Origin of the sequence: Pontibacter mucosus (genome assembly GCF_003054055.1) — a bacterium.
Classification (GTDB): Bacteria; Bacteroidota; Bacteroidia; order Cytophagales; family Hymenobacteraceae; genus Pontibacter; species Pontibacter mucosus.
On sequence record NZ_QBKI01000001.1, the window covers coordinates 625,744 to 647,240 of the forward strand.

Genomic DNA, 21,497 nt, shown 5'->3' on the forward strand with positions numbered 1-21,497 from the left:
TTTATACTTGTGCGGACAGGTCGCGCGACTTGTCCGCACGAGAACTGAGGCTACAAAGCTTATGCTTCAGCATCAGCAGTAGCAGACTCCCCGCCTTAGCCAAGGAGGGGATAAAGGGGTGGTTGGACCAGGCGCTGCCATGATCTTACCTTGCCTCCAACCCCTTCCTGCTCATCTTCCGGAGATCCTCTAGGTTAAACCTCTCCAGAAAACTCCGGGCATCCACGATACCTGCCTCTTGCAGACCTAACATGCGGGCGATGGTTTGCCAAAAGGCTTTGCTGCTGAGGCCACTTTTGCGCATCTCCGTTAGCGAGAGCGAATCGTGGGACTTGGAGAGCTTGCCGCCTGCAGGGTCCGAAACGAGCGGGTGGTGCACGAAATTTATACTTGTGAAAGCATCTGCCCCAAGAAGCTGCGCCAGGTACAGCTGCGCCGCGGTGGACGTCAGTAAGTCCTCGCCCCGCACGATGGTGTTGATGCCCATGTCCAGGTCGTCGGCCAGCGAGGCGATTTGGTAGGCTGGGATGCCCTCCTTGCGCTGCACCACAAAATCGGGCATCTCCTCGGCTAGTTTTACCGTGCAGGTCTGCAACAGCTGATCCTGGAAGGTAACCTCCGTGCCCTCGGAAATGCGGAGGCGCCAGGCAATACCGGTCTCGTGCAGGGGCAGCAACTGGTGGCGACAGGTATGCAGGTGGCAGGCGCTGCTGGGTAAACTCGAGAGCTGCTTGCGCGAGCAGGGGCAGGCGTATACCTGGCCTTGCTCCACCAGTTGCTGCAGCAACGTATGGTAGCGCGGCAGACGCAACAGTTGCGAATAATTCTTCACAAAGTCTTCAGCATCGGCAGGGCCCTCATCGTAATCCAGGCCCATAAAGTGCAGCGTGTCGAAAATGTCCTGCAGGTACTCTGGCCGGAAGCGGGCATTGTCCAGGTCGTCGATGCGAAGTATAACCGTGCCGTTTTGCTGCCTTGCCAGCGCCCACGTAATAGCAAACGAAAGTGCATTGCCCAGGTGCAGGTAGCCGCTGGGAGTAGGGGCGATGCGGGTTTTCAGCGGTTGGGGCATGGGCTATACTTTAAATTTGCTGCCGGAAGGTTATAACTTTTAACAGGTCCTACGTACAAGCATTTACGGTGCTTCTGCCTGCTGATCCTTTGTTATGTTTGGTTTATCTGGCCGCCCAGAATAGTTCCTGGGCATAAATTTACGTAAATTAGAAAATTCTGCAGTGCCCGTTTCTGTGGCGCTCCTTGTTTTACTTCTTACCCCGCCTTCTGCTTATGGAGATCCTGTTCAGCGAAATGCCGAATCCCTTTACCTATTTTGTGCCCCTGTTTTTTCTGCTGATCGCAGGTGAGGCCTACATCAGTTACCGCGAGGACAAAGAGCTTTACAGCCTGAAAGACTCTCTGGCCAGCACCTGGGTGGGCATTGGGGCAGCCGTATTCAACACCCTGACCAAAGCCTACCAGATTGGTCTGTTTTTCGTGTTTTACCAGCTTTTTGAGCCGCTGCGCATCCAATTTCTGGGCTACGATAACTTGGGCTGGGCCTGGTGGGTGTGGGTGCTCTGCCTCATCGGTGACGATTTTAACTTTTACTGGCACCACCGCTTCTGCCATACCATCCGGCTGTTCTGGGCGGCGCACCTGGTGCATCACTCCTCCGACAAGTTTAACCTCGGCACGGCCTTCCGCAACGGCTGGACCATCTTCCTCTACAAACCCATTTACTGGATCTGGCTTCCCATACTTGGTTTTAACCCCGTGATGATTGCGCTATGCATGTCGTTCAACTCGATTTACCAGTTCTTCCTGCACTCCACGCTGGTGCCAAAGATTCCGGTGTTCGGGCAGGTGTTTAACACACCTTGGGTACACCAGGTGCACCACGCCCGTAACATAGAGTACCTCGACCGCAACCACGGCGGCATCCTGATTATCTGGGACAAGCTGTTCGGCACCTACATGGATAAGGACAAGCACATGAAGACGGAGTTCGGGGTGTTGCACCCGCCCACCAAGCACGACCCCATCACGCTCAACTTTCATGAGTTTAACGATATCTGGAAGGATGTGCGCAGCGTAAAATCGTGGAAGGCGAAGTTTATGTACGTGTTCGGCCCTCCGGGCTGGAGCCACGACGGCAGCCGCAAAACCTCCAAAATGCTGCAGCAGGAGTGGGAGCAGCAGAAGAAAGCCATGCCTGCCCAAAAAGAAGCGCAGCCAGAGTTGGTGGCTTAGAGGGTAGTTAAAAACAGAGCGGGCCCCAAAGTATAAAAACTATACCTTGGGAACCGTTTTATGATGCCTTCTACAGGGCGGCTATACTTAATAGTTTCTTGTGAGTATATACTTGTCTTTTCGAAGTTTCTTGAAAACAGACTCAGCTAATTGCTTATTCATAATATAGGCAGATTCGCTCTGAACATGGGTATCAGTGTACCAAACAGGTTTAAGTGTCTCTACATCTATAATATATGAGTTGAAGCGTGCTTTCTCTTCTGTGCCAACCACAGAGGAGGAGCTACTATGCTGATAGTGTCTTGTGTCATAATTTTGTACTTGAGAGATGTTATACTTATTGACAAAGAGAATGCCGTCTACTCCTGTATCTTTCATTTTCTGAAGGAACTGGCTATAACTTACATCTTTATTTATCTCGAAAACCTCTGAAGATTTAACTAAACGTATCTGGGCATTATCAAAAGAAAATTTGTTGCCTAGGGCTTTTTCTACTTCATTCCGATAAGTAGAACTCACAAGATTATTGAACTTACCTCTTATGTGATTCTCGTAGGTAATTGAGTCTAATTGTTTAAAGTCTTCATTAGTCTCTAAAACAAGAGACATTAAACCAAAGTAGTAGTCACGGTTCTTGTCTAACTTAATAGCTGTGGAAGGAGTAGCGCAACCGGAGAGTAGCAGGAGGCAGATCGCCAGCAGAGGTAGTATTGTTTTCGTCATGATTAGCAGGGGGTTAGCGTACAAGAAATTATACTTTAAAATATAACAAAAAGTTTATATTTCCAATGCCTTTACTCCTCCCTGGCCGTAAAGCCTACCGGAATTAGCAGATCGCCCTCGTCGTACATATTTAAGTATAAGCTCAGGGTATCGGTGCCTCCTTCCCAGTATACTTTGTAAAGGTCCAGCAGGCCGGCATTGCCGAAAAGGCCGTTTGGTGTATCGAAGGCGCAGCAGCTGCCCTCGCGGAAATAGCCCACTGCTTCCCCGTTAGGGCCCAGCAGCGCGTTCAGAAAGCGCCGCTCGTTCATCGGGCCGCTTTGGTCGCGTGCGCCACCTACCTTTATCGCATTCTGCTGCTCATAGCCATAGGTTTTGTCGTCCGTTTTCGTGGTCAGTTTATAAGTCCTGTCGTCGAGGTACTCCACGGGCGCGGTGCGGGTGTCGCCGATGCCCTGGTTGGTCGTGGCCTTCTGCTTTTGGCCGGCGCAGGCGGCAAGTAGGGCAGCGGCGCTCAGGGAGAGTATAAGTTTTTTCATGGGGGTAGGGTTTAGGGTGATATAGTTTATACTTTGGTTAGCGGCAGGCGCAGCTGGTACAGGTCAAAGCCTTTGGCCCAGAAGTCCTTTTCGGTTTTTTCCAGCGCAAAGCCCTGCTTCTCATAAAATCTGTATACCAGCTGCGTCGTCCGGACGATGACGGTGTTTATACCTGGCTTAGCTTTAAGGATGTTGATTCTGTGCTGCAGCAGTCTGCTGCCGATGCCTTTGCCCTGGTGGTTGGGGTGGATGACATCCCAGGAAATGCGGGCTACTCCTTCCTCCGGAAAATAGTTGACACCGCCCGCGCCGAGCAGCTCTCCGGCTTCCTCCACCACAAAGTAATCTTCTACCTCCTTCTCCAGGTACCCGGCAAAGTCGCTCTCCTCCTCCGGTGCGAAATAGGTTGGGATGTTGAGCCGAAGCAAGTATAAAAGCTGCGCTTTGTCTGCGGGGGTGTAGGGACGGATCATGGGAAGTATAACTTACTTTTCGTTCAGTAGCTCAATCGGTTGCCTGAACTGTTTCATGGTAGCGTTTATAGGTGAAAGGACAGTGTGGTTTTATACTTTGTGTTTGATGGAGAGGGAATTTTCTGACCGCGCTACTTACCCAGCGTGTAGTAAAAATGCACCACTTCCTCTTCGTTCGTGGGCTTTGTTAACCGGTAAAAATCCACTGCATAGTCATCCACCTTATCTGCCTGCACAAACACCTCCTCGTAACCATTTTCAAGACAATACCTGTTTACTTCAGCTATCAGCTTTTGGCCTATTCCCTGCCGCTGCCGGTTTTTCCGGATGGCCAAATCATAGATATAGGCCAGTGGCTTGGTGGCGTAATATTGAGGCAGCGTGTACACCGTTAGGCCACCTACAACGGCATCATCCTCTACGGCGACAAAAACGAGAAACCCCGGTTGTGCCAGCACGCTGAGCAAATGCTCTTTCTGCGGCATCTGGAAGTTCTGCATCTCGAAGACGTCCTCAAACACCCGGATCAACTCAACGAACTGTTCAATGTCTTTACCGGTTAATTTTCTGATTTCCATTAAATGCTCGTTCTCAATTCGTTTTGAGGCAACTGTACCTGAGCTCGGCCTGGAAAACTGAAATGGAATAGTGACCATCTGCTCCACCCGAAACCATTTAGCCGGATTATGGCCAACCCCATGCCAGCGATCTTGCCGTCTGTTTCTGACTCAGTTGGCTTTTGGGTTCTCTGTCAAGGCCATGGATACAGCGTAGCTATCTTCTAACAGCTTGTATTTTACTATTAGGTTATCCTTTATTCCGATTTGAATGAAAAACAAGGAGTTAACTATCTGCCCTGTCTGGAGCATTTTGGTTGAAAACTCTCCTGATATGACGGCATCCTCCTGATCGATGAAGATTTTATCCACTGTCGCAGAAAGGGGCTCTGTGTTTTGCCATAATAACTGATAGCAGTCTCTTACTTCCTGCCGGCTCTTTCTTCTGCCTAACCATGGAGCAACGGCTTCGTTTCCAGGTATATGCCAATCCACCTCGTCAGCAAAAAGCTCAGGTAAGTTGTTTAAGTCTCTTTGCGCAAGCAGTTGGAAGAACCGTTGGATAAGGCCCTGCATGGGAGAATCTCCTGTCATACTCATCTTAAAGGATGTTTAGTTGTTCATATCGGAATGCTTAGTATCCTTTCACACCGAAGCCAGCTGCGCAGTAAAGGTTAAAACTACACAGGATTAGGAAAACCGGTTCTTCAAATTGCCAGCCTTTTCAGGTAAGCTAAGGCCAGCATAACTCCCATGGCAAGCCCACTTAACGTTAATACCGAACCTACCGAAATCATTACTAAGGCGCTGTTATTAACGGTTTCAAAGTCGTTAAACTCAGACACCACAGCTAAAAAGCCATATAAACTTCCTGTAGCAGCAATTATGCCTATGCCAGTGCCTATTACTTTATGCTGCATTTTTGCCTGGATAATAAGACCTGCCAGGAGACCTAAAGCTATAAAGCTGAAGTTCTGGATCATAAATAGATCACCTAAAAACCAGAAGGCGACTAAGGCGATGAAATAAATATATGGCAATAGTTGCCATGTCTCCTTCTTTAGTTCTAATGGCTTTTTCATTTCGCTAGTGTTTTGTTTTATAGGTGTTGCATAATGTGGGTGCGGCATGGCAAAGCCTTTATAAGGCACCTTGTTGGCAGTAGCGCTTCTGCTCAAAGTATTTGGCCCAGACTCTTTCCTTCTTCAGAATGAAAGCCGTTCCAACTACAAACACTGTGGCTGTCGCAATTCCGACCATGGCAAAGAATGGCTTTTCGGGAATGCGCACACTTAATTCGGATGCGAAGGCCGCATAAAGCCCCAGAACGGAGTAGTACATAAACCAGATATGCACGGATTTATACTTTTGGGGCAGGTGCTTTAAGAGCAAAGAAATCATTCCCAATGCCAATGTCAGGGAACTGACAATGGCCTGATATGGAACAAGCCGAACCTCCCCGTTAAGTTATAGATACCTAGCGCAGAACCACAAACCATAATCATGGCGACGACATAGCTATAGCCGACTCTTTTATGCTGCGTTGTCCCTTTTTTTGCAGCGAGCACAAAAGCACCCGCCATCATAGCTAATAAAGCCATAATCAAATGAAACCAACCTAAGCTAGAGTTTACAAAGCCATACATCGTTATCTTCTTTAGTTCCGGTTCCACGGACTTAGCCATAAGGCAGCGTAGCTGGCTTATGGGTGTGGTTAGCTAATGATTTTATTCAATATTCCTTGAACTCCTGACCATGCATTTTCTGGATTCAGGATGGTGTAGAACAAAGCTTTTGGTAATACACTAGCTATTTCAATGGCTAGTGCAACAATAGGTAATAATAAATATAGCCAAATCGGGTACTTGAACTTAGTATTTACGTTTTGCCATACTTCATTCCAAATGACTTCCATCTTGCTCTTGTAGTGCCATAGAATCAAAAAGTCCAGCAAAATATAAAATGAAAGGCGCCATATAAAGGCATTAGCCATATCTGGCGGCATGAAAGTCAGGTCGATGAGTAAAACTGTAGTTACTATCGGAAGGAAAAGGAACGCTCCAAGTAGGGCGGTTCTGTTAATGATTAAGAGAGCGCCACAAATCAACTGTGAGATGCCAATGAATGCCTTGAAGGGTTGCTGGTCGAACATGTACCATGAGACACGAAATAAGTCTAAATCCTTCAACGGTGTTGCCAGTTCTGCTTCACTTATACCAAACTGACCATCCACCATTTTGCTGTAGCCGTACCTAAGGAAAGTCCATCCAATAAGAAACCTTGCTGCAAGTATAAAGTAGTCCCAATACTTCTCTTTGGATATTTTCTTTAGAAGTTTCATCATTCAATTATTTGCTAACTACCAGATAAACTAAAACCCACGCTTATCTACACTCTCCATAGATCTGCACTTTCCCTCAAGAAACCCCTCCCTACTTCTAACCAGCCGTAGCGCCTCTCTGGGGCAGCAACTTCCTTAGTAGGAAATAAACTGCCGCGTATACGATAGCCCAGGATGCCATGTCTACCAAAAACTTCAGGTTAAGTATACCCTCACTGAAAATAGCATACTCAAACCCAGCCAGGTTGTGCACTACTTTTACAAGAACATAGGTGATGAGAAGCGAAATAAAAGTTGTGCGTTTAGAATGCATGTTCCTACTTAGTCGGCTATAAAAAACTTGTAGAAATAGGCGCCTGCCACAGTGCCCAGCACCAACAGCAGGATGATGTTGGCTGCGAGCGGAACCTTGGCATATTGCTTCTTTTTGGGATTATACAGCGAGCCTCCCAGGATAATGGCAAGTAATGTGGAGTTGATCATGGTGAGGACGCTGTTAATGGCAAGCCAAATGTCCCTGAAGGTTAAAGCCATGGGTTTTCTTGTTTAGGGGCTCTGGATATTACGCTTTAACAATATAAGGAATTCCGGATGAAAGTATGGCACCTATCTAAGAATTTATACTATGGCATTGCCTTTCGGACAAAATAAAAACAGCTGCCAAAGTATAAAAACCTTGGCAGCTGCTCTTTAAAGTATAAAATCAGCAAGTATAGCTAGCCCTGCGTAAAGCAGCTCTGGTCGGTTAGCAGCATTTGCTCCACCGGGAAGCCTTTGCGGTCTGCTAGTTGCACGAGGCGCTCCAGCACGTCCTGGTCCAGGGTGGGGGTGCGGGAGAGAATCCAGAGGCTTTCGCGGTCGGGCGCGCCTACCAGGGCGTAGGCATAGTCGGGGTCCAGCTCCAGGACCCAGTAATCGCCCCGGAAAGGCCAGAAGAACTCTACCCGCAGCTTGCTGTTGCCGCTGCCTTCTACGGGGTAGGCCTTGCCCTCGGATACACTCAGTTTGCCGTTTGGCCCACCTTTGCGACAGGCGTTTTTCACCTCCACGTAACCGGCGGGGTTCTGGCTGTACTCGGCATACACGCAGTGGCAGCCTTTTTCGTAACGCTGCGGCAGCCGGGCTATCTCGTACCAACGCCCCTGATAGCGGTCCAGGTCTACGTGCGGCACTGTTTTAAGGGGAGCGTGTTTGCGGTTGCGCGTGCTAAGTATGGCCGCGCCGGCCAGCACAGTGCCCGCTATCAGCAGTAGTCTTGTTTTCTTGTTCATCGTTTTCATAGGTGCTTTTCCATTTTGTAGTGCTGTATGGTTCCGAACAGCAGGTGTGTTTTCTCTACTACTTCATACCCGTTGCGGCGGTAAAAGTTCACGGCATTTTCGCGGGCCTGCAGCGTCATGCGTTCGACACCCAGGGCGCGGGCGCGCTCCTCCATGTGCTGCAACAGCTGGTCGCCCAGGCGTTTGCCTTGCTGGTCGCTTCGGATGCCCATAAAGCGCAGTTGCCCCTCCTGCGGCGTGTGCAGGTGCAGGCGGCAAACGCCCACGGCCTCGCCGGCATCATCTACGAGCATGGCATGTATGGCGGAGGCGTCGTCGTCGGCGCGCTCGCTGCCTTCGGGCTGGCCCCAGGGCTGGCGCAGCGTTTGGTAGCGCAGGCGGTAGTAGTGCTCAAACTGTTCGGGGGTGGTGGGCTCTATGATTTCCATGGTGTAATGGCTGAATTGTTGACTATTATGATGTTGCTTATTGTTTTGACCTATAACTAATAAATCTAAGTTGCGGTTTGTTTTGGAGTGAAGGTGTAAACCCACCCCTGCCCCTCCGAGGAGGGGAATTTCTGCATGTGTAATATCATTCCCCTCCTCTGGACTGCCGAGAACGAGAGTTCGAAAGTAGCGAGCGTAGCTCCAAGGGATGAGTTGATCGCAACTTGAGCTAATAACTAAAAACTGTTAACCGGTAACGTACTTTTGCGTGAGGGATGGAGCGGTTGTCTGAGCTCCTCCGAAAGCTTTCGGAGAGCGAGCCGCGAGAGCCCGACGGCTGTGCCGGCACGCCCTGCTTATACTTCCGCCCGTCCCGCTTATTTATACTTTGCTTTGTACTTTACAGCCTGCTGACACTATACGTGCCCGCCTGCTGGCTATTTACGCGCAACCGTGCCGCAATTTAGCAATTCAACATTCCGGTAATTAACAATAACTTTGTTGAGGTAATTAAGTAAATCAGTTTCTAAAGTATAAGTATAAAACTATGGCATCTTTCGACATTGTAAGCAAGGTAGACCCCCAAACCATGGACAACGCCGTGAACGTGGCCCGCAAGGAAATCCTGAACCGCTACGACTTCCGCGACACCAAGGGCAGCCTGGAGTATGACAAGAAAAACAACGTGGTCACCATCACGATGGAGAACGACATGCGCGTGCAGCATACCGAGGATGTGCTCATCAGCAAAATGGTGAAGCAGGGCCTCGACGCCACCGCACTCGATTTCACCAAAGAGGCCCAGCAATCGGGGGCGATGCTGAAGAAAGAGATCCGCGTGAAGGCCGGTATCGACAAGGATACCTCCAAAAAGATCATGAAGATCATCAAAGACAGCAAGCTGAAAGTATCGCCGGCCATTATGGACGAAACCATCCGGGTGACGGGCAAAAAGATAGACGACCTGCAGAGCGTGATTGCCGTGCTGCGCACCAACGCCGAGGAAATAGGCATGCCGCTGCAGTATGTGAACATGAAGAGTTAAATGGTTGAATTGCGAGCTGGTTGAATGGTAGGGTTGTTTTAATCAGGGAGGGGTGTACACGGGCAGGCTTTCTTCCCTCCCGGCTGCACCTGCTTCTTTATTAATCCGTATGAGCATAGGTTTAACGATTATACTGCTAAGCAGACAACCTTTGACTGTTTAACCATCCAACAACTTCGCCTGTAAACTATGGAAATCTTCGCCAATCCGGATACCTGGATAAGCCTGCTGACGCTGACCTTTATGGAGGTGGTGCTGGGCATCGACAATATTGTCTTTATCTCCATCATCGTGAGCCGCCTGCCCAAGGAGCAGCAGGCCAAGGGGCGCAACATCGGCCTGACGCTGGCGCTCGTGTTCCGCGTTATCCTGCTCTTGTTCATCTCCTGGATTGTGAGCGCCTCCGACCCGATCTTCTCCATCAACCTGCCGTTTACGGACGAGGACTTCCCGGTGTCGTGGCGTGATATTATACTTTTTGCCGGCGGTCTGTTCCTGCTGGCCAAGTCCGTAACCGAGATCCACAACAAGCTGGAGGGCGAAGAGGAAACGCACGGTGAGGGCAAGGTGCACGCCACGCTGGGGCAGGTGCTTGTGCAGATCATCCTGATCGACATTGTGTTCTCCTTCGACTCCATCCTGACGGCCGTGGGGCTGGCGCAGGAGGTTATCATCATGATCATCGCCGTAATCCTGGCGATGGTGATTATGCTGATCTTCGCCAAGTACGTGAGTGATTTTGTGAACAAGCACCCGACCGTAAAAATGCTGGCCCTGGCCTTCCTGCTCCTGATTGGCTTTATGCTGGTAGTGGAGGCGCTGCACCAGCACATCCCGAAAGGCTACATCTACTTTGCCATGTTCTTCTCGCTGCTGGTGGAGATGCTCAACATGCGACTTCGCAAAAAGACGCAGCCGGTGCACCTGCGCCAGAACACCATTGTGGAGGAAGATAAATATACTGCTGCAGAGTAGAGAAAAGATAGCTTTCTCAGAGGCTTCCGGCATGCGCCGGGAGCCTTTTTTATTTGCCGGCGGCGCCCGGGGAAAGTATAAATACGTATATTCGGAGAGCTATATATACTTTTGCCTCACTACCTTATGCGCCACCGTGATTCTGTCCTTGCCGCCTTCGTACTGCTTGCCCTGACGGGGCTGGCCCTGCTAAGCATTTTCCTGCTGATGCCGCCCAAGCCGGTACCGGCTACAGCGCCTGCGACTGAATTCTCTGCAGAGCGGGCGATGCAGCACGTAAACCGGATAGCGGCGCAGCCGCATGCCATGGGCACAGCCGCGCACGCCCAGGTGAGGGCCTACCTGCTGCAGCAAATGCAGGAGCTCGGCCTTAACCCGCAGGTGCAGGAAGCCCTGGCTGCAGAGGATCAGGGGGCCGTTGCCAATGTGGGCTACGTGTATAACCTGCTGGGGCGCGTGAAAGGCACTGGTGGAGGCAGGGAAGCTATACTTTTAGTGGCCCATTACGACTCGCAGCCTAACACGCTGGGTGCCGGGGATGATGCCGCCGGCGTGGCCGCGATACTGGAAACCGTGCGGGCACTGAAACACAGCGAGCCGCTGCAGCAGGACGTGATTGTGCTGCTGACCGATGGGGAAGAGTATGGCTTGTTTGGCGCGAGGGCCTTCCTGGAGCACCCCTGGGCCCGGGAGGTGGCGCTGGTGCTGAACGTAGAGGCGCGCGGCAACAAGGGCCCAAGTATGACCTTTGAGCTGAGCCCGCAGAACGGCTGGATTGCCCGGCGGTTCATAGAGGCGGCGCCTTATCCGTTTGTAAGCTCCCTGGCTTACGAGATATACAGCCGCATGCCTAACGATACCGACTTCACCATTTTTAAGGATGCGGGCTACACCGGGCTTAACTCAGCCTTTATAGGCGGGCTTGCGCACTACCACAAAGCCACCGACTCCCCCGAAAACCTCAGCCGGGAAAGCCTGCAACACCACGGCAGCAACATGCTGGCGCTGGTACGGCACTTCGGGCAGCTTAGCCTCTCCCAAACAAAGGCACCTGATATCGTCTTCTTTAACTTCATCAACGGTTGGGTGATACATTACCGGTTGGGGCTTAATGTGTTTTTTGTGGCCCTGGGTGCGCTGCTGTTACTGGCTACCGTTAAAGTGGCTCAGCGAAAGAAAATGGCTACCGGAAGGCAGGTTATAGCTGGAGTAGGAGCTTACCTGTTGCTGCTGGTAGCCGTGGCGGGCTTGTTTGTACCTGTAAACGGGCTGGTGCTGTCGCTGCTGCCATCGGGTGGCCTTGGCGGGGTTTACGGGGCTGATCAGTTCTTTATAGCTTACCTGCTGCTGGCAGTGGGGCTGTTTATACTTTTAAGCTGGCTGGTGTTGCGCTGGCTGCCGCTATTCCCGCTGCTGCTCGGGGTGTTTATACTTCAGTTTGTGCTGATGGGCGTGCTGGCGCTGCTGGTGCCGGCTGCAGCCTACCTGCTGCTCTTCCCGCTGCTGTTTGGCATGGGTGGAGTGTTGCTGGTGCTGCTGCAGGAGCTGCATCAAAAGCCGGACAGGGGTTGGGGCTACGCGCTTATACTTTTGCTCGCCGCGCTCCCTGCTGTCTTTATCATCATGCCGATCGCGTATTCGGTTTTCCTGGCGTTTGAGCTGCAGATGCCGGTAGCAAGTATGGCTTTGCTGACGCTGTTGCTGGGCCTGCTGCTGCCGCTTCTGGTACTGCTGGAGCGAAGTTACCGCTGGCGCTTTGTGCCGCTGCTGCCCCTGGTGCTGCTGGTTGTTGGTGTGCTGCAAGTATGGCGTGCCGTAGCAGGAGAGCAGCCCTCCGCAGAAACGCCTCTGCACAGCCAGGTGGCCTACTACCTGAATGCAGATGCTGGAAAGGCTTATTGGGTCTCGGGTACGGAGCAATTTGATGAGTGGAAGCAGCAGTTTTTTACCGCCGCCCAGGCCGGTCCGCTGGAAGAAGTATACCCGCATGCCCAGCGGCGACAGCTTAAAAACCAGGCAGAGCCGCTTGCCCTAGCACCGCCTGTCGCACAAGTGCTTGCCGATTCTGTTGTAGGGGATGAGCGATTGCTGCGCCTGCGCCTATCTTCCCCGCGGGGTGCAGCACACCTGGAGGTTATACTTCAGCCGGGCACTACCGATACCTTGCAAAGTATAAAACTCAGCGGCAAGGCGCTACACCCGCAGCCTATTTCAGCGCCATCGGGCAATGTGTTCCACATCCGGTATTACGGGTTACCCATTAGGAAAGAAGCTGAACTGGAAGTGCGCCTGAAAACCGGGGTGCCACTTCACCTGCTGCTCTACGACCATACACTGGCGTTGCCACAGGAGCTGGTAAGGCAGCCCATGCCACCCCACATCATCCCTTCACAGGGGCGCGATAGCAACCTGACCGTGGTGCGGCAGCAGTATACTTTCTAAACAGGGTTTTTCAGCTCCAGAACTCGGAGGCTTTGCGGGCCATCCGGAAGAAGAGCTCGCGCTCCAAGCCGGCCACCTGGCGGGCTTCGCAGTCGGAGTAGCCGTTTTCGATGGCATTCAGGTAGTCGTAGTAGAGCTGCGCCAGCTCTAGCGAGTCGTCCTCGAAGCACTCGGAAAGCTCTTCCGTAGGCTTTTTCTCCGGCTCAAATACTTTAGAGGGGTATAGTTTATCGAGTTGGTAAATGAGGTACTTCTGGCGGGTCTTATTCTGCTTGCCGCTAAACAGTTGCTCCAGGGGCAGGTCTTCGTTGTCCTCCTCCAGCACGCCCAGGTCGTCCTCCACCGCCAGCGGCTCATACACGATGATGTCGTGGCCGGTCAGCTCCAGGTACTCCTCAAACTTCTCTTTTATCGGGATAAGCGTAGGCGAGTCGTAAGGCCTGTCCAGCACCTCGGCCATGTGCAGGGCAATCTCTTTTCCTTTCTCGCCGGCAGCGATAAGGATCTGGTTAAACTGGCAGAAGTCACAGCCCAGGTACACAAACTTATACTCATCGTCCAGCACTGTAAAGCACCAGAGCGTTATAAATTCTGTGTCATCAATCACCACTGTGTCGATGTATAGTTCGTTTATCTGAACATAGCGCGGTGCGTATTCCTGAGCATCCATGGCGTTAGCGGCTTAATAGTTTGGGCTGTAGCGCAGAACCAGTGTAGGTACTTAAATTCGTATACGCAGTTTTCCCTCACATGGGAAATAATATATATACAAATTTTTATCTCAGGTCAGTCATCGTGGCGGCGCAGGTAGTAAATAATGCCCCCTACCAGCGTTACCCCAATGCGAATGGCCCAGCTCCCTGTTTCGCCGAAGTTATTTAACCAGTTTAATGCCAGCAAGTTAGCGCCAGCAAGCTCCAGCGTAAGCGATGCCAGCCCCGCCAGAAGCAGGAATAATCCTATAAATTTCATACTTGCTATTTTTTTTAGTGGAAGGTATAATTTATAAAGGCAAAGTATAAATATACGCTTTGCTAAATATAGCAATCAGAAAGTATAAATCCAGGAAATCCTATACATAATATATCATTGGCTGGCCATGTGCTTAGCGCGCTTTCAGGCCCAAAGGCGCTTGATAAAGCGCTGTGCATTGGCAAAGGCCAGTTTCTGCAACAGTTCCGGTGGGTATTGCCCCTGCAGCTGCTCCAGCAGGTAAGTATAGCTGGTGCTGGCCAGCGCATGCTCTTTAAAGTAAAAGGGAAAGCGGCTCAGGTCCTGCTCATCGGCAAAGTAAAAGTAATCTGCCCCGAAGCTGAGGGCATCTGCCGCCCCGTGGGCAAGGCCGTAGTGGATGTGCTGCAGCAGGGCGTCCGGGTCCTCGGTGTTCACGAACTTGCGCAGAAAGTTCATCCCTATCAGTCCCTGCCGCCGGATAATCTCCTGTGCCAGCTCAGCAGGCAGGTTGCGCTCGTGTGGCCACACTGGCCTGAAGTTGGAATGACTGGCCATAATTGGAATGTCTAGCCGCTCGGTGTCGATGTGGTTGAGGATATCGAAGGCCAGTGCGTCGCTGGTGTGCGAGAGGTCCACGGCAATGCGGCGGCCGTGCAGGTAATCGAGCAGCATGCGGCCATCGGTGGTAATGCCATGCGTGGGAGCAGAGGAGTTGCCGCCCCCAAAACGGTTGGCTGTGTGGTGGGTAAAGCTGATGTAGAGGATGCGCTCGCATACTTCTATCATCTTCTCCAGGCGCTTAAAGCCTTCCTCCAGCGGCTCGTCCTCCTCGCAGAAGCCGGCGGCGTTCTCAATGGCTGCCACCATCCCCGTTTTTCCGGGTTGCTGCAAAACCTGCTGCAGCTGGGGTGCATTGGTAACGGCGGTCAGGCAGTTGTCATTGTCGGCCAGCTGGCGGAACATCTGGCACTGCAGCTCGGCAAAACGGGTGCTGCCGGGGGCGGTGGCCGAGAAAATCGCCATTACCTGCAGCTTTACGTTGCCCTCTACCAGGGCCGGCACGGCGCAGCCTATTTCCTCTATCCGGTCCATGTCCGCGTTGGGCACGTCGGTCAGGTATACCAGTAAGTCGCAGTGCAGGTCTATGATGGGCAGTCGGGCAGCGGGCGTAAGGCTCATAAGCTGGGGTATGGGTTAAGGGCTCAGGATAAGCTAAGTTAGCTGATTGCGTTTGAGGAGGCAACAGCCTGTGCAGGAAATTAGGTGCTATAGCTGACTGGTGAAGTGGCTGGTCTCCATGCGCGCTATCCCCTCGGTCATCCAGCAGTCTTTGTAAGTGCCCCGGCGCTGCTTGGTAAGTATAAACATGAAGGCTTCCTGGCGGCCTTCGGATGTCTCTACCACCACCAGCTGATACGCGTTTTTACCGTCCACCACCAATTGTCCTGTTTTGTAACTTTTGAAGTTGAGAATTGGACGAAAAGATGGCTCCCGTACCATCAGGCGGAAGTGCTTGAGCGGGCCAAGGTAGGCTCTGTTAGAAGGCGAGGAAAAGTTGAACAGGGTAATCACGCCGCTGTCGGCGGGGTCGTTTTGCTGCAGCGCGCGCAGCTGTATGTCTATGACCTGGTGGGGCGAAAGCGCCTTGTCAGGCTTCAGATAAGTCCATTTAGAAGTATGGGCGATGTCTGTGCTGGCCGAGGTGTAGGAGGCGTAGTGGTGCTCGCCGGCAGTAGGGGTGGCCGGAAACTGCAACCAGAACATACCGAGCAGCAGCACCCCGATGGCCAGCATAATCTTGTCGAATATATTGTCTCGCGCCCTCATATGAATATGTACTTTATTTAGGCTCCGTTTGTTGTGAAACTACCTGCTTTTGGGGCAGACGGACGGCTTCTGACTGCCAACGATGAAAATGCCACCACAAAAGATAGTTGCTCCGTATATTCCTACCACAGCATATTATGAAGAGACAAGTCCTGACAGATAAAGTAAGGGGAGGCCTGGTGTGGCTGGTTCGCCAGCCGCCGGTGGTGCGCCTGAGGCAGCGATTCCCGAGGGCTGCCACCTTTATAACGGATCGTTTTAATACGAACTACTTTGTGGGCCTGCCCCTTACCCTTATTGTGCTGGCAGTGCTGCTGAACCTGGTGCTGCTCTCTAACCTTGCCGAAAGCGTGGTGGAGGCCGAGTGGGTGGTGCAGGTGGATAAAAAGCTAAACAACCTGCTGTATAGCATCCGATCGGAGTGGGTCAGCCGGGTCTTTTACACCATCACCTGGCTGGGCGACCGCCAGGCTGTCTTTGTGCTGGGTGCCCTGGCTACCATAGTCCTCCTGCTGCGCCGGCAGTGGACCGCTATACTCGCTTACTGGGTAGCGATGGGCGGGGTGGGCCTGTCCGTCAGGTTCGGGAAAAAGATCATCAGCCGCGACCGCCCCGCACAGGATATGGCCTACTACATAGTAGACCACTTCTCTTTTCCGAGCGGGCACGCAACCACCTCCCTGGCGCTAGTCGGGATGCTGGTATACTTCCTGTACCGCCAGCAGGAGACGCCCTTGTTACGTCGCCTGATGGTAGTAGTGGGCACTATACTTGTCATAATGGTTGGCTTCAGCCGCATGTACCTGGGCGTGCATTACTTCTCGGATGTGCTGGCGGGTTTCCTGCTGGGGGGCTTGTGGTTGCTGGTGGGCATCAGCATTGTGGAGGTGATGGAATACCACAAACAGCAGTCCAATAACTTACGTTAAAGTCCGGGTCATGCATCCAAAGAGATAACTTGTACTTTAACAACCATGAAACTTCACCTTTACAGATTCTTCCTGAGCCTCGCCCTGTTGGTGCTCACCCTCTTGCCGGCTTTTACCGCGAAGGCCTACGGTGTGCTCACACACCAGGCGGTGATAGACGCCGCATGGGAAAAGAACCTGAAGCCCCTGCTGCTCCGTCGCTACCCCCACGCCACGGAAGAAGAATTAAAAAAAGCCCACGCGCACGCCTACGGCGGCTCTATTGTGCAGGACATGGGTTACTACCCTTTCGGCAACACCTTCTTTACCGATCTCACCCACTATGTGCGCAGCGGCGATTTTGTGGAGAGCTTGCTGCGCCACGCCGACACCATAGAGGAATTGGGTTTTGCCTTGGGGGCGATGGCGCACTTCAACGCAGATATTTACGGCCATCCAATTGGTACAAACAGGGCAGTGCCACTGGTTTACCCTAAAGTGCGGCAGGAGCATGGCCATACCGTTACCTACGCCGATGATGCCATATCGCATATAAAAACCGAGTTTGGCTTCGATGTGCTGCAGGTGGCGCGCGGCAACTACGCTCCGGAGGCTTACCAGGAGTTTATCGGTTTTGAGGTGGCCAAAGAGCTGCTGGAGGAGGCGTTTCTGGAAACCTACGGCCTGGAACTGGGGGAGGTGTTTACCAGTTTGCCGCTGGCCATCGGCAGTTACCGCTATACTATACGCGGTATTTTCCCGGAGCTGACAAAGGCGGCCTGGCAGGCAAAGAAAAGCGAGATACAGGAGGCGCAGCCTGGTATAAGCCGGCGCAAGTTTATGTACCGCATGAGCCGGGCCAGCTTTCATGAACAGTGGGGCCGGGAGTATGAGCGCCCGCACTTTCTGGCCCGTGCAGCGGCCTGGGTGATAAAGGTGCTGCCCAAGGTTGGCCCGCTGCGCCCGCTGGCCTTTATACCGCCAACCCCGAAGGCCGAAGAACTTTACATGCAAAGCTTTAACGTTACGGTTGATAAGTATGGCGCCATGATACAACAGCTCGGGCAGCGCCCTCCGCAGCTGCAGAACCTGCACCTCGATACAGGGAAACCCGCCCGCCCCGGCACTTACCCCCTCACCGACGAAACCTACGCCGGCCTGCTGAAGAAGCTGGCCAAGGCAGAGTTTAAGCAAGCCGACCGAAAGCTGCAACAGCACCTGCTTTTATACTTTGAGAAGGCACAGGCGCCCGATGGTACCGATGAGGAAGCGCTGGAGGAGTGGGAGGAAACGCAGGAGTACCTGCTGCAACTGCAGCGGTTGCATGCCGGCAGCTAAGCGGCTGCGCGTTGTAAGGATTTTGCACTTGTTCGTGTACGCGCTGTAACAACAGGTGAGGCCTATTACCTGCTTAGAGAAGGGGGTAAGAGTGTAAAAATATTGTAACAAACGCAACTAAGCTTTGATTTTAACGATAGATATAGTTACGGGCCACCGTCTGGCTGTAGTAATTGCAGCTATGCGTGTACCGTAAAAATTGGATCATTTTTAACTAGACGTATAAGAGAAATGGAAACGAACAAGAATAGTAACCAGACATCGCAAAGACAATCCAACACAGGAAATATGTCTTCAGGCGCCCAGAACAGAAATAACCCAAGCAGCTCCAACCAGAACCAGAGCAGTTCTTCTGAGTCGCGCAGCAGTAGCAGCAGCCAGAACATGCAGGGCCGCAGCAACCAGAGCGCCACGACCGGCAAGGGCGGCTTAAAGGACATACAGAGCAAGCTTTCCGGATTTGGCAGCACTGCAGCTACCAAATTTAACAACCTGACCACTACGCAGAAAGCCATGGTAGGTGGCGCAGTGTTGGCATTAGGCGCAGGCTGGATGGCCATGAGCCAGAAGAACAAGAACAAAATCAAGAGCCAGATAAGCTCTGCGGCGGCCTCTGCCAAAGATGCCCTGCATAATGTTAATGCCAAGCAGCAGCAGAACAAACCAGGCAGCTCCAACATGACTGCCAGCAGCTCCACGAGTTCATCATCGGGCACCAACGCCCGCGTAAAGTAAGCCGAGGTAAGCTAAACAGCAAAAAAGCCGGGCCACTGAGGCCCGGCTTTTTTGTGTGCAATAAGTATAAAAACTAGCTGGTTCGGCAGCCTGCCGCGCCCCGCTTTAACAGGTACTGCTGGTGGTGCTCTTCTGCCCGGAAAAAGGTATCGGCCGGCAAGATAGCGGTCATAATCTGGCGGCCGCTAAACTCCGGCGACTGCTGCCAGTTCTCCTTGGTGGTTTCGGCCATCAGCCGCTGCTCGTTGTGGTGGAAAAACACCACGGAGCGGAATGGCGAGCCTATGGCGTTTTCCAAGCTGTCAATATGCGTCGGGTCATGCGATCGCCAGAACACCTGCAGCAACTGGTCGTAGCTTACCTGCTGCGGGTCAAAGGTTACCTGCACTACCTCTGCATGGCCTGTGCGGCCGGAGCATACTTCCTGGTAGGTGGGGGTAGGCACGTGCCCGCCCATATACCCGACCTCGGTATGCACCACGCCGGGCACAGTCCTGAACGCCTCTTCCAGCTCCCAGAAGCTGCCCGCCCCGAATGTGGCCTTCTCTAATCGCTTATTTACTGATGGTTTCATAGTTATACTGCTGCTTATCCCGTGGCCAGGCACACCACCTACAGGTGCGGGATACGTAAAACTGCCTTATACATACTTTAAATCGCAAAATGAAGAATAAAGTTTTACTTGACTTTGCCCCCAAACTGAGCCTGAACACCGAGGGGAAGCATGTCCGTGATGGCCTTTCTGCCGCCCTCTGCACCGGTAACAACCTGTGGGTCAGTTGCGATGAGAGAACCACTATAGAGCGCCTGACCCGGCAGCCGGACGGCTCCTATGGTCACCATAAATCTTTTAACTTGGAGGATTATATCGAGCTGCCCGACAAAGGCAACAGCGAAGTGGACATTGAGGGGATGGGGATAGCCGACAACTACCTCTGGATAATGGGCTCGCACAGCCTGAAGCGCAGCAAGCCCAAGCGCCATCAGTCGGTGTCGAAGCAGATGAAGCGGCTGGCCAAGGTAAAGAACGACCCTAACCGCCACCTGCTGGCACGCATCCCTATACTTCAGGACGAAAAAACCGGCGATTATACCTTGCACCCGGAGGCCGAAGACCCCGACCAGCCCGGCCATACGTTGCTGGCGGCCCAGCTGCACGGCGATACTCACAGCAGCATCCTTACCGAGTTACTGGCCGACGACGAGCATGTGGGTCCTTTTATGAGCATCCCCGGCAAGGATAACGGCTTTGATATAGAGGGGCTGGCGATACATGGCAAGCGGATTTTCATTGGGCTGCGTGGCCCCGTGCTGCGCGGTTGGGCCATGGTGCTGGAGGTAGAGGCAGAGGAAGACACGCAGGGGAAACTACACCTGAAAAAGCTGGAGAACGGCAAGGCCTACAAAAAGCACTTCCTGAACCTGAAGGGCAAGGGCATCCGCGAACTCCGCTTCTTTGGCAAAGATTTATACTTGCTGGCTGGCCCTACCATGGATTTGGACGGTGTGATAGCCATTTACCGCTGGCCCAACGCAGTGGGGGAGCCGGAGCAGATGGTGCACAACAACGAGCTGGAGCGGCTGCAGGAGGTGCCGCACGGTGCCGGCGCCAACAGTAGCAAAGACAAGGCCGAGGGGCTGGCCGTGCTGGACGAGCACCATGTGCTGGTGGTGTTCGATAGCCCGGTGGATGAGCGCAAGCAGGGGGATCATGCCGTGTGGGCCGATGTGCTGCGTGTGGTAACCTAACGTAACCTTATAGCCGCTATATGGCTATACTTGGTAAACAGCCCTAAGCTGATAACCAAAACAGATAAAGCTATGAACAATGTGATAAAAGCTGTGGCAGGCGGTGTGGCCGGAGCCTGCGCCCTCACGCTGCTGCACGAGACCCTGCGGCGCTTTGTGCCCGATGCCCCACGTATGGATGTGCTGGGCATGCGGGCCATCTCCAAACTAATGAATATGGCTGGTGAGGAGCCCCCACAGGATGAAAAGGAACTCCACAACTGGACCCTGGCCGGAGACATACTTTCCAACTCGGTATACTACAGCCTGGCAGGCACGGGCAAGGATGCCTGGTGGCGCGGCGCCATACTTGGCGCAGCAGCCGGGGCCGGGGCGGTGCTGCTGCCGGGCCCCATGGGCTTGGGCGAGGCACCCAGTAACCGCACCACCAAAACCCAGGCCATGACGATAGGGTACTACCTGCTGGGCGGTATGGTTGCGGCGGCAGTAGGCTACGCCCTCAGCGGCGATGAGGAAGCAGCGGAAGAAGTATAAATTTCCTTCGATGCTAGAAGTATAGAAAAAGGCAGGCACTCCAGAGCACCTGCCTTTTTTGTTGGTTCATCCTATCAGGCGTCGACTACTGTCCGGTAGTAGTGCCGGTAGTAGTGCCAGAGCCTGTTGTGTTGCCAGTGGTGGTCGTGCCAGCAGTCGTTGTACCGGTTGTGCCAGTGGTGGTTGTGCCGGTCGTGTCGTCCATCATAGTGGTATCGTCCATCATGGTGTTGTCCTCCATGGTGGCGTCGTTGTTCATATCTGTATCGGTGGCTTCGTTTTGCGTCTCTACGCCGGTGGTATTATCCGACCCGCAGCCCGTAAGTGCGGTGGCAGCCAGCAAAGAGCCGGCAAGTACAAATGCATATGTTCGTTTCATAGCTTTCAGGTTTTGTTAAA

Annotated in this window: 28 protein-coding genes; 9 read left to right on the top strand and 19 right to left on the bottom strand. The window is 52.7% G+C overall.

Annotated features, from left to right (window positions below; all coding sequences use genetic code 11):
• Positions 1 to 145: 145 nt before the first annotated feature.
• Positions 146 to 1,072, bottom strand: coding sequence for a glutamate--tRNA ligase family protein (locus C8N40_RS02810; RefSeq protein ID WP_108210250.1), 927 nt, complete (start codon positions 1,070 to 1,072; stop codon positions 146 to 148).
• Between the two features lie 215 nt (positions 1,073 to 1,287).
• Here C8N40_RS02810 and C8N40_RS02815 point away from each other — a divergent pair, with 215 nt between their 5' ends.
• Positions 1,288 to 2,250 carry a sterol desaturase family protein gene (locus C8N40_RS02815; protein WP_211318027.1) on the top strand — a complete coding sequence of 321 codons (963 nt, stop codon included), beginning with the start codon at positions 1,288 to 1,290 and terminating at the stop codon, positions 2,248 to 2,250.
• 87 nt (positions 2,251 to 2,337) lie between these two features.
• Here C8N40_RS02815 and C8N40_RS02820 read toward each other — a convergent pair whose 3' ends face one another.
• The 12 genes from C8N40_RS02820 to C8N40_RS02880 form a co-directional block, all read right to left on the bottom strand.
• On the bottom strand, positions 2,338 to 2,973 hold the full coding sequence (locus C8N40_RS02820) for a hypothetical protein (protein WP_108210251.1): 636 nt from the start codon (positions 2,971 to 2,973) through the stop codon (positions 2,338 to 2,340).
• A 71-nt stretch (positions 2,974 to 3,044) separates the two neighbouring features.
• The gene (locus C8N40_RS02825) at positions 3,045 to 3,512 is read right to left on the bottom strand and encodes a hypothetical protein (RefSeq protein WP_211318028.1); all 468 of its coding nucleotides are present in this window, start codon (positions 3,510 to 3,512) and stop codon (positions 3,045 to 3,047) included.
• A gap of 26 nt (positions 3,513 to 3,538) precedes the next feature.
• Positions 3,539 to 3,985 (bottom strand): GNAT family N-acetyltransferase, encoded by a 447-nt coding sequence (locus C8N40_RS02830; protein WP_108210252.1) that lies wholly within the window; start codon positions 3,983 to 3,985, stop codon positions 3,539 to 3,541.
• Positions 3,986 to 4,116: 131 nt separating this feature from the next.
• Positions 4,117 to 4,563: a GNAT family N-acetyltransferase gene (locus C8N40_RS02835; RefSeq protein ID WP_211318029.1), complete on the bottom strand. Its 447-nt coding sequence runs from the start codon at positions 4,561 to 4,563 to the stop codon at positions 4,117 to 4,119.
• A gap of 150 nt (positions 4,564 to 4,713) precedes the next feature.
• Positions 4,714 to 5,142 (bottom strand): nuclear transport factor 2 family protein, encoded by a 429-nt coding sequence (locus tag C8N40_RS02840; protein ID WP_108210253.1) that lies wholly within the window; start codon positions 5,140 to 5,142, stop codon positions 4,714 to 4,716.
• 107 nt (positions 5,143 to 5,249) lie between these two features.
• Positions 5,250 to 5,624 (bottom strand): hypothetical protein, encoded by a 375-nt coding sequence (locus tag C8N40_RS02845; protein ID WP_108210254.1) that lies wholly within the window; start codon positions 5,622 to 5,624, stop codon positions 5,250 to 5,252.
• Between the two features lie 58 nt (positions 5,625 to 5,682).
• Complete coding sequence (locus C8N40_RS02850; protein WP_146173499.1) at positions 5,683 to 5,943, bottom strand: hypothetical protein; 261 nt, start codon at positions 5,941 to 5,943, stop codon at positions 5,683 to 5,685.
• Positions 5,944 to 5,957: 14 nt separating this feature from the next.
• Positions 5,958 to 6,227 carry a DUF2306 domain-containing protein gene (locus C8N40_RS02855; protein ID WP_108210256.1) on the bottom strand — a complete coding sequence of 90 codons (270 nt, stop codon included), beginning with the start codon at positions 6,225 to 6,227 and terminating at the stop codon, positions 5,958 to 5,960.
• Between the two features lie 29 nt (positions 6,228 to 6,256).
• The gene (locus C8N40_RS02860; RefSeq protein ID WP_108210257.1) at positions 6,257 to 6,886 is read right to left on the bottom strand and encodes a DoxX family membrane protein; all 630 of its coding nucleotides are present in this window, start codon (positions 6,884 to 6,886) and stop codon (positions 6,257 to 6,259) included.
• Positions 6,887 to 7,204: 318 nt separating this feature from the next.
• Entirely contained in the window at positions 7,205 to 7,417 is a 213-nt protein-coding gene (locus C8N40_RS02870; protein ID WP_108210259.1) for a hypothetical protein, read from the bottom strand.
• A gap of 182 nt (positions 7,418 to 7,599) precedes the next feature.
• The gene (locus C8N40_RS02875; protein ID WP_108210440.1) at positions 7,600 to 8,154 is read right to left on the bottom strand and encodes a lipocalin family protein; all 555 of its coding nucleotides are present in this window, start codon (positions 8,152 to 8,154) and stop codon (positions 7,600 to 7,602) included.
• A 5-nt stretch (positions 8,155 to 8,159) separates the two neighbouring features.
• Positions 8,160 to 8,591, bottom strand: a complete 432-nt coding sequence (locus C8N40_RS02880) for a GNAT family N-acetyltransferase (RefSeq protein WP_108210260.1) — start codon at positions 8,589 to 8,591, stop codon at positions 8,160 to 8,162.
• 547 nt (positions 8,592 to 9,138) lie between these two features.
• Between C8N40_RS02880 and C8N40_RS02885 the strand changes: the two genes are divergently transcribed.
• From C8N40_RS02885 to C8N40_RS02895, 3 genes are all read left to right on the top strand, one after another.
• Positions 9,139 to 9,636 (top strand): YajQ family cyclic di-GMP-binding protein, encoded by a 498-nt coding sequence (locus C8N40_RS02885; protein WP_108210261.1) that lies wholly within the window; start codon positions 9,139 to 9,141, stop codon positions 9,634 to 9,636.
• Positions 9,637 to 9,825: 189 nt separating this feature from the next.
• Complete coding sequence (locus C8N40_RS02890; RefSeq protein ID WP_108210262.1) at positions 9,826 to 10,611, top strand: TerC family protein; 786 nt, start codon at positions 9,826 to 9,828, stop codon at positions 10,609 to 10,611.
• A 111-nt stretch (positions 10,612 to 10,722) separates the two neighbouring features.
• The gene (locus C8N40_RS02895) at positions 10,723 to 13,053 is read left to right on the top strand and encodes a M20/M25/M40 family metallo-hydrolase (RefSeq protein ID WP_245904967.1); all 2,331 of its coding nucleotides are present in this window, start codon (positions 10,723 to 10,725) and stop codon (positions 13,051 to 13,053) included.
• 10 nt (positions 13,054 to 13,063) lie between these two features.
• On the opposite strand, the gene C8N40_RS02900 is transcribed toward C8N40_RS02895, so the two are convergent.
• From C8N40_RS02900 to C8N40_RS02915, 4 genes are all read right to left on the bottom strand, one after another.
• Positions 13,064 to 13,723, bottom strand: a complete 660-nt coding sequence (locus C8N40_RS02900) for a hypothetical protein (protein WP_108210264.1) — start codon at positions 13,721 to 13,723, stop codon at positions 13,064 to 13,066.
• A 116-nt stretch (positions 13,724 to 13,839) separates the two neighbouring features.
• Positions 13,840 to 14,025, bottom strand: a complete 186-nt coding sequence (locus C8N40_RS02905; RefSeq protein ID WP_108210265.1) for a hypothetical protein — start codon at positions 14,023 to 14,025, stop codon at positions 13,840 to 13,842.
• Between the two features lie 144 nt (positions 14,026 to 14,169).
• The gene (locus C8N40_RS02910) at positions 14,170 to 15,186 is read right to left on the bottom strand and encodes a dipeptidase (protein WP_108210266.1); all 1,017 of its coding nucleotides are present in this window, start codon (positions 15,184 to 15,186) and stop codon (positions 14,170 to 14,172) included.
• An 87-nt stretch (positions 15,187 to 15,273) separates the two neighbouring features.
• Complete coding sequence (locus C8N40_RS02915; RefSeq protein WP_108210267.1) at positions 15,274 to 15,834, bottom strand: DUF4864 domain-containing protein; 561 nt, start codon at positions 15,832 to 15,834, stop codon at positions 15,274 to 15,276.
• A gap of 137 nt (positions 15,835 to 15,971) precedes the next feature.
• On the opposite strand from C8N40_RS02915, the gene C8N40_RS02920 reads away from it, so the two are divergent.
• The 3 genes from C8N40_RS02920 to C8N40_RS02930 all read left to right on the top strand — a co-directional run bounded on the left by C8N40_RS02920 (position 15,972) and on the right by C8N40_RS02930 (position 18,815).
• The gene (locus C8N40_RS02920) at positions 15,972 to 16,763 is read left to right on the top strand and encodes a phosphatase PAP2 family protein (RefSeq protein ID WP_108210268.1); all 792 of its coding nucleotides are present in this window, start codon (positions 15,972 to 15,974) and stop codon (positions 16,761 to 16,763) included.
• Positions 16,764 to 16,808: 45 nt separating this feature from the next.
• Positions 16,809 to 18,080 (top strand): zinc dependent phospholipase C family protein, encoded by a 1,272-nt coding sequence (locus C8N40_RS02925; protein WP_108210269.1) that lies wholly within the window; start codon positions 16,809 to 16,811, stop codon positions 18,078 to 18,080.
• Between the two features lie 231 nt (positions 18,081 to 18,311).
• Positions 18,312 to 18,815 carry a hypothetical protein gene (locus tag C8N40_RS02930; RefSeq protein WP_108210270.1) on the top strand — a complete coding sequence of 168 codons (504 nt, stop codon included), beginning with the start codon at positions 18,312 to 18,314 and terminating at the stop codon, positions 18,813 to 18,815.
• 73 nt (positions 18,816 to 18,888) lie between these two features.
• On the opposite strand, the gene msrA is transcribed toward C8N40_RS02930, so the two are convergent.
• Positions 18,889 to 19,389 carry a peptide-methionine (S)-S-oxide reductase MsrA gene (gene msrA / locus C8N40_RS02935; RefSeq protein ID WP_108210271.1) on the bottom strand — a complete coding sequence of 167 codons (501 nt, stop codon included), beginning with the start codon at positions 19,387 to 19,389 and terminating at the stop codon, positions 18,889 to 18,891.
• 89 nt (positions 19,390 to 19,478) lie between these two features.
• Here msrA and C8N40_RS02940 point away from each other — a divergent pair, with 89 nt between their 5' ends.
• On the top strand, positions 19,479 to 20,564 hold the full coding sequence (locus C8N40_RS02940) for a DUF3616 domain-containing protein (protein ID WP_108210272.1): 1,086 nt from the start codon (positions 19,479 to 19,481) through the stop codon (positions 20,562 to 20,564).
• Between the two features lie 72 nt (positions 20,565 to 20,636).
• Entirely contained in the window at positions 20,637 to 21,098 is a 462-nt protein-coding gene (locus C8N40_RS02945) for a hypothetical protein (RefSeq protein ID WP_108210441.1), read from the top strand.
• Positions 21,099 to 21,183: 85 nt separating this feature from the next.
• On the opposite strand, the gene C8N40_RS02950 is transcribed toward C8N40_RS02945, so the two are convergent.
• The gene (locus C8N40_RS02950) at positions 21,184 to 21,477 is read right to left on the bottom strand and encodes a hypothetical protein (protein ID WP_108210273.1); all 294 of its coding nucleotides are present in this window, start codon (positions 21,475 to 21,477) and stop codon (positions 21,184 to 21,186) included.
• Positions 21,478 to 21,497: the final 20 nt, after the last annotated feature.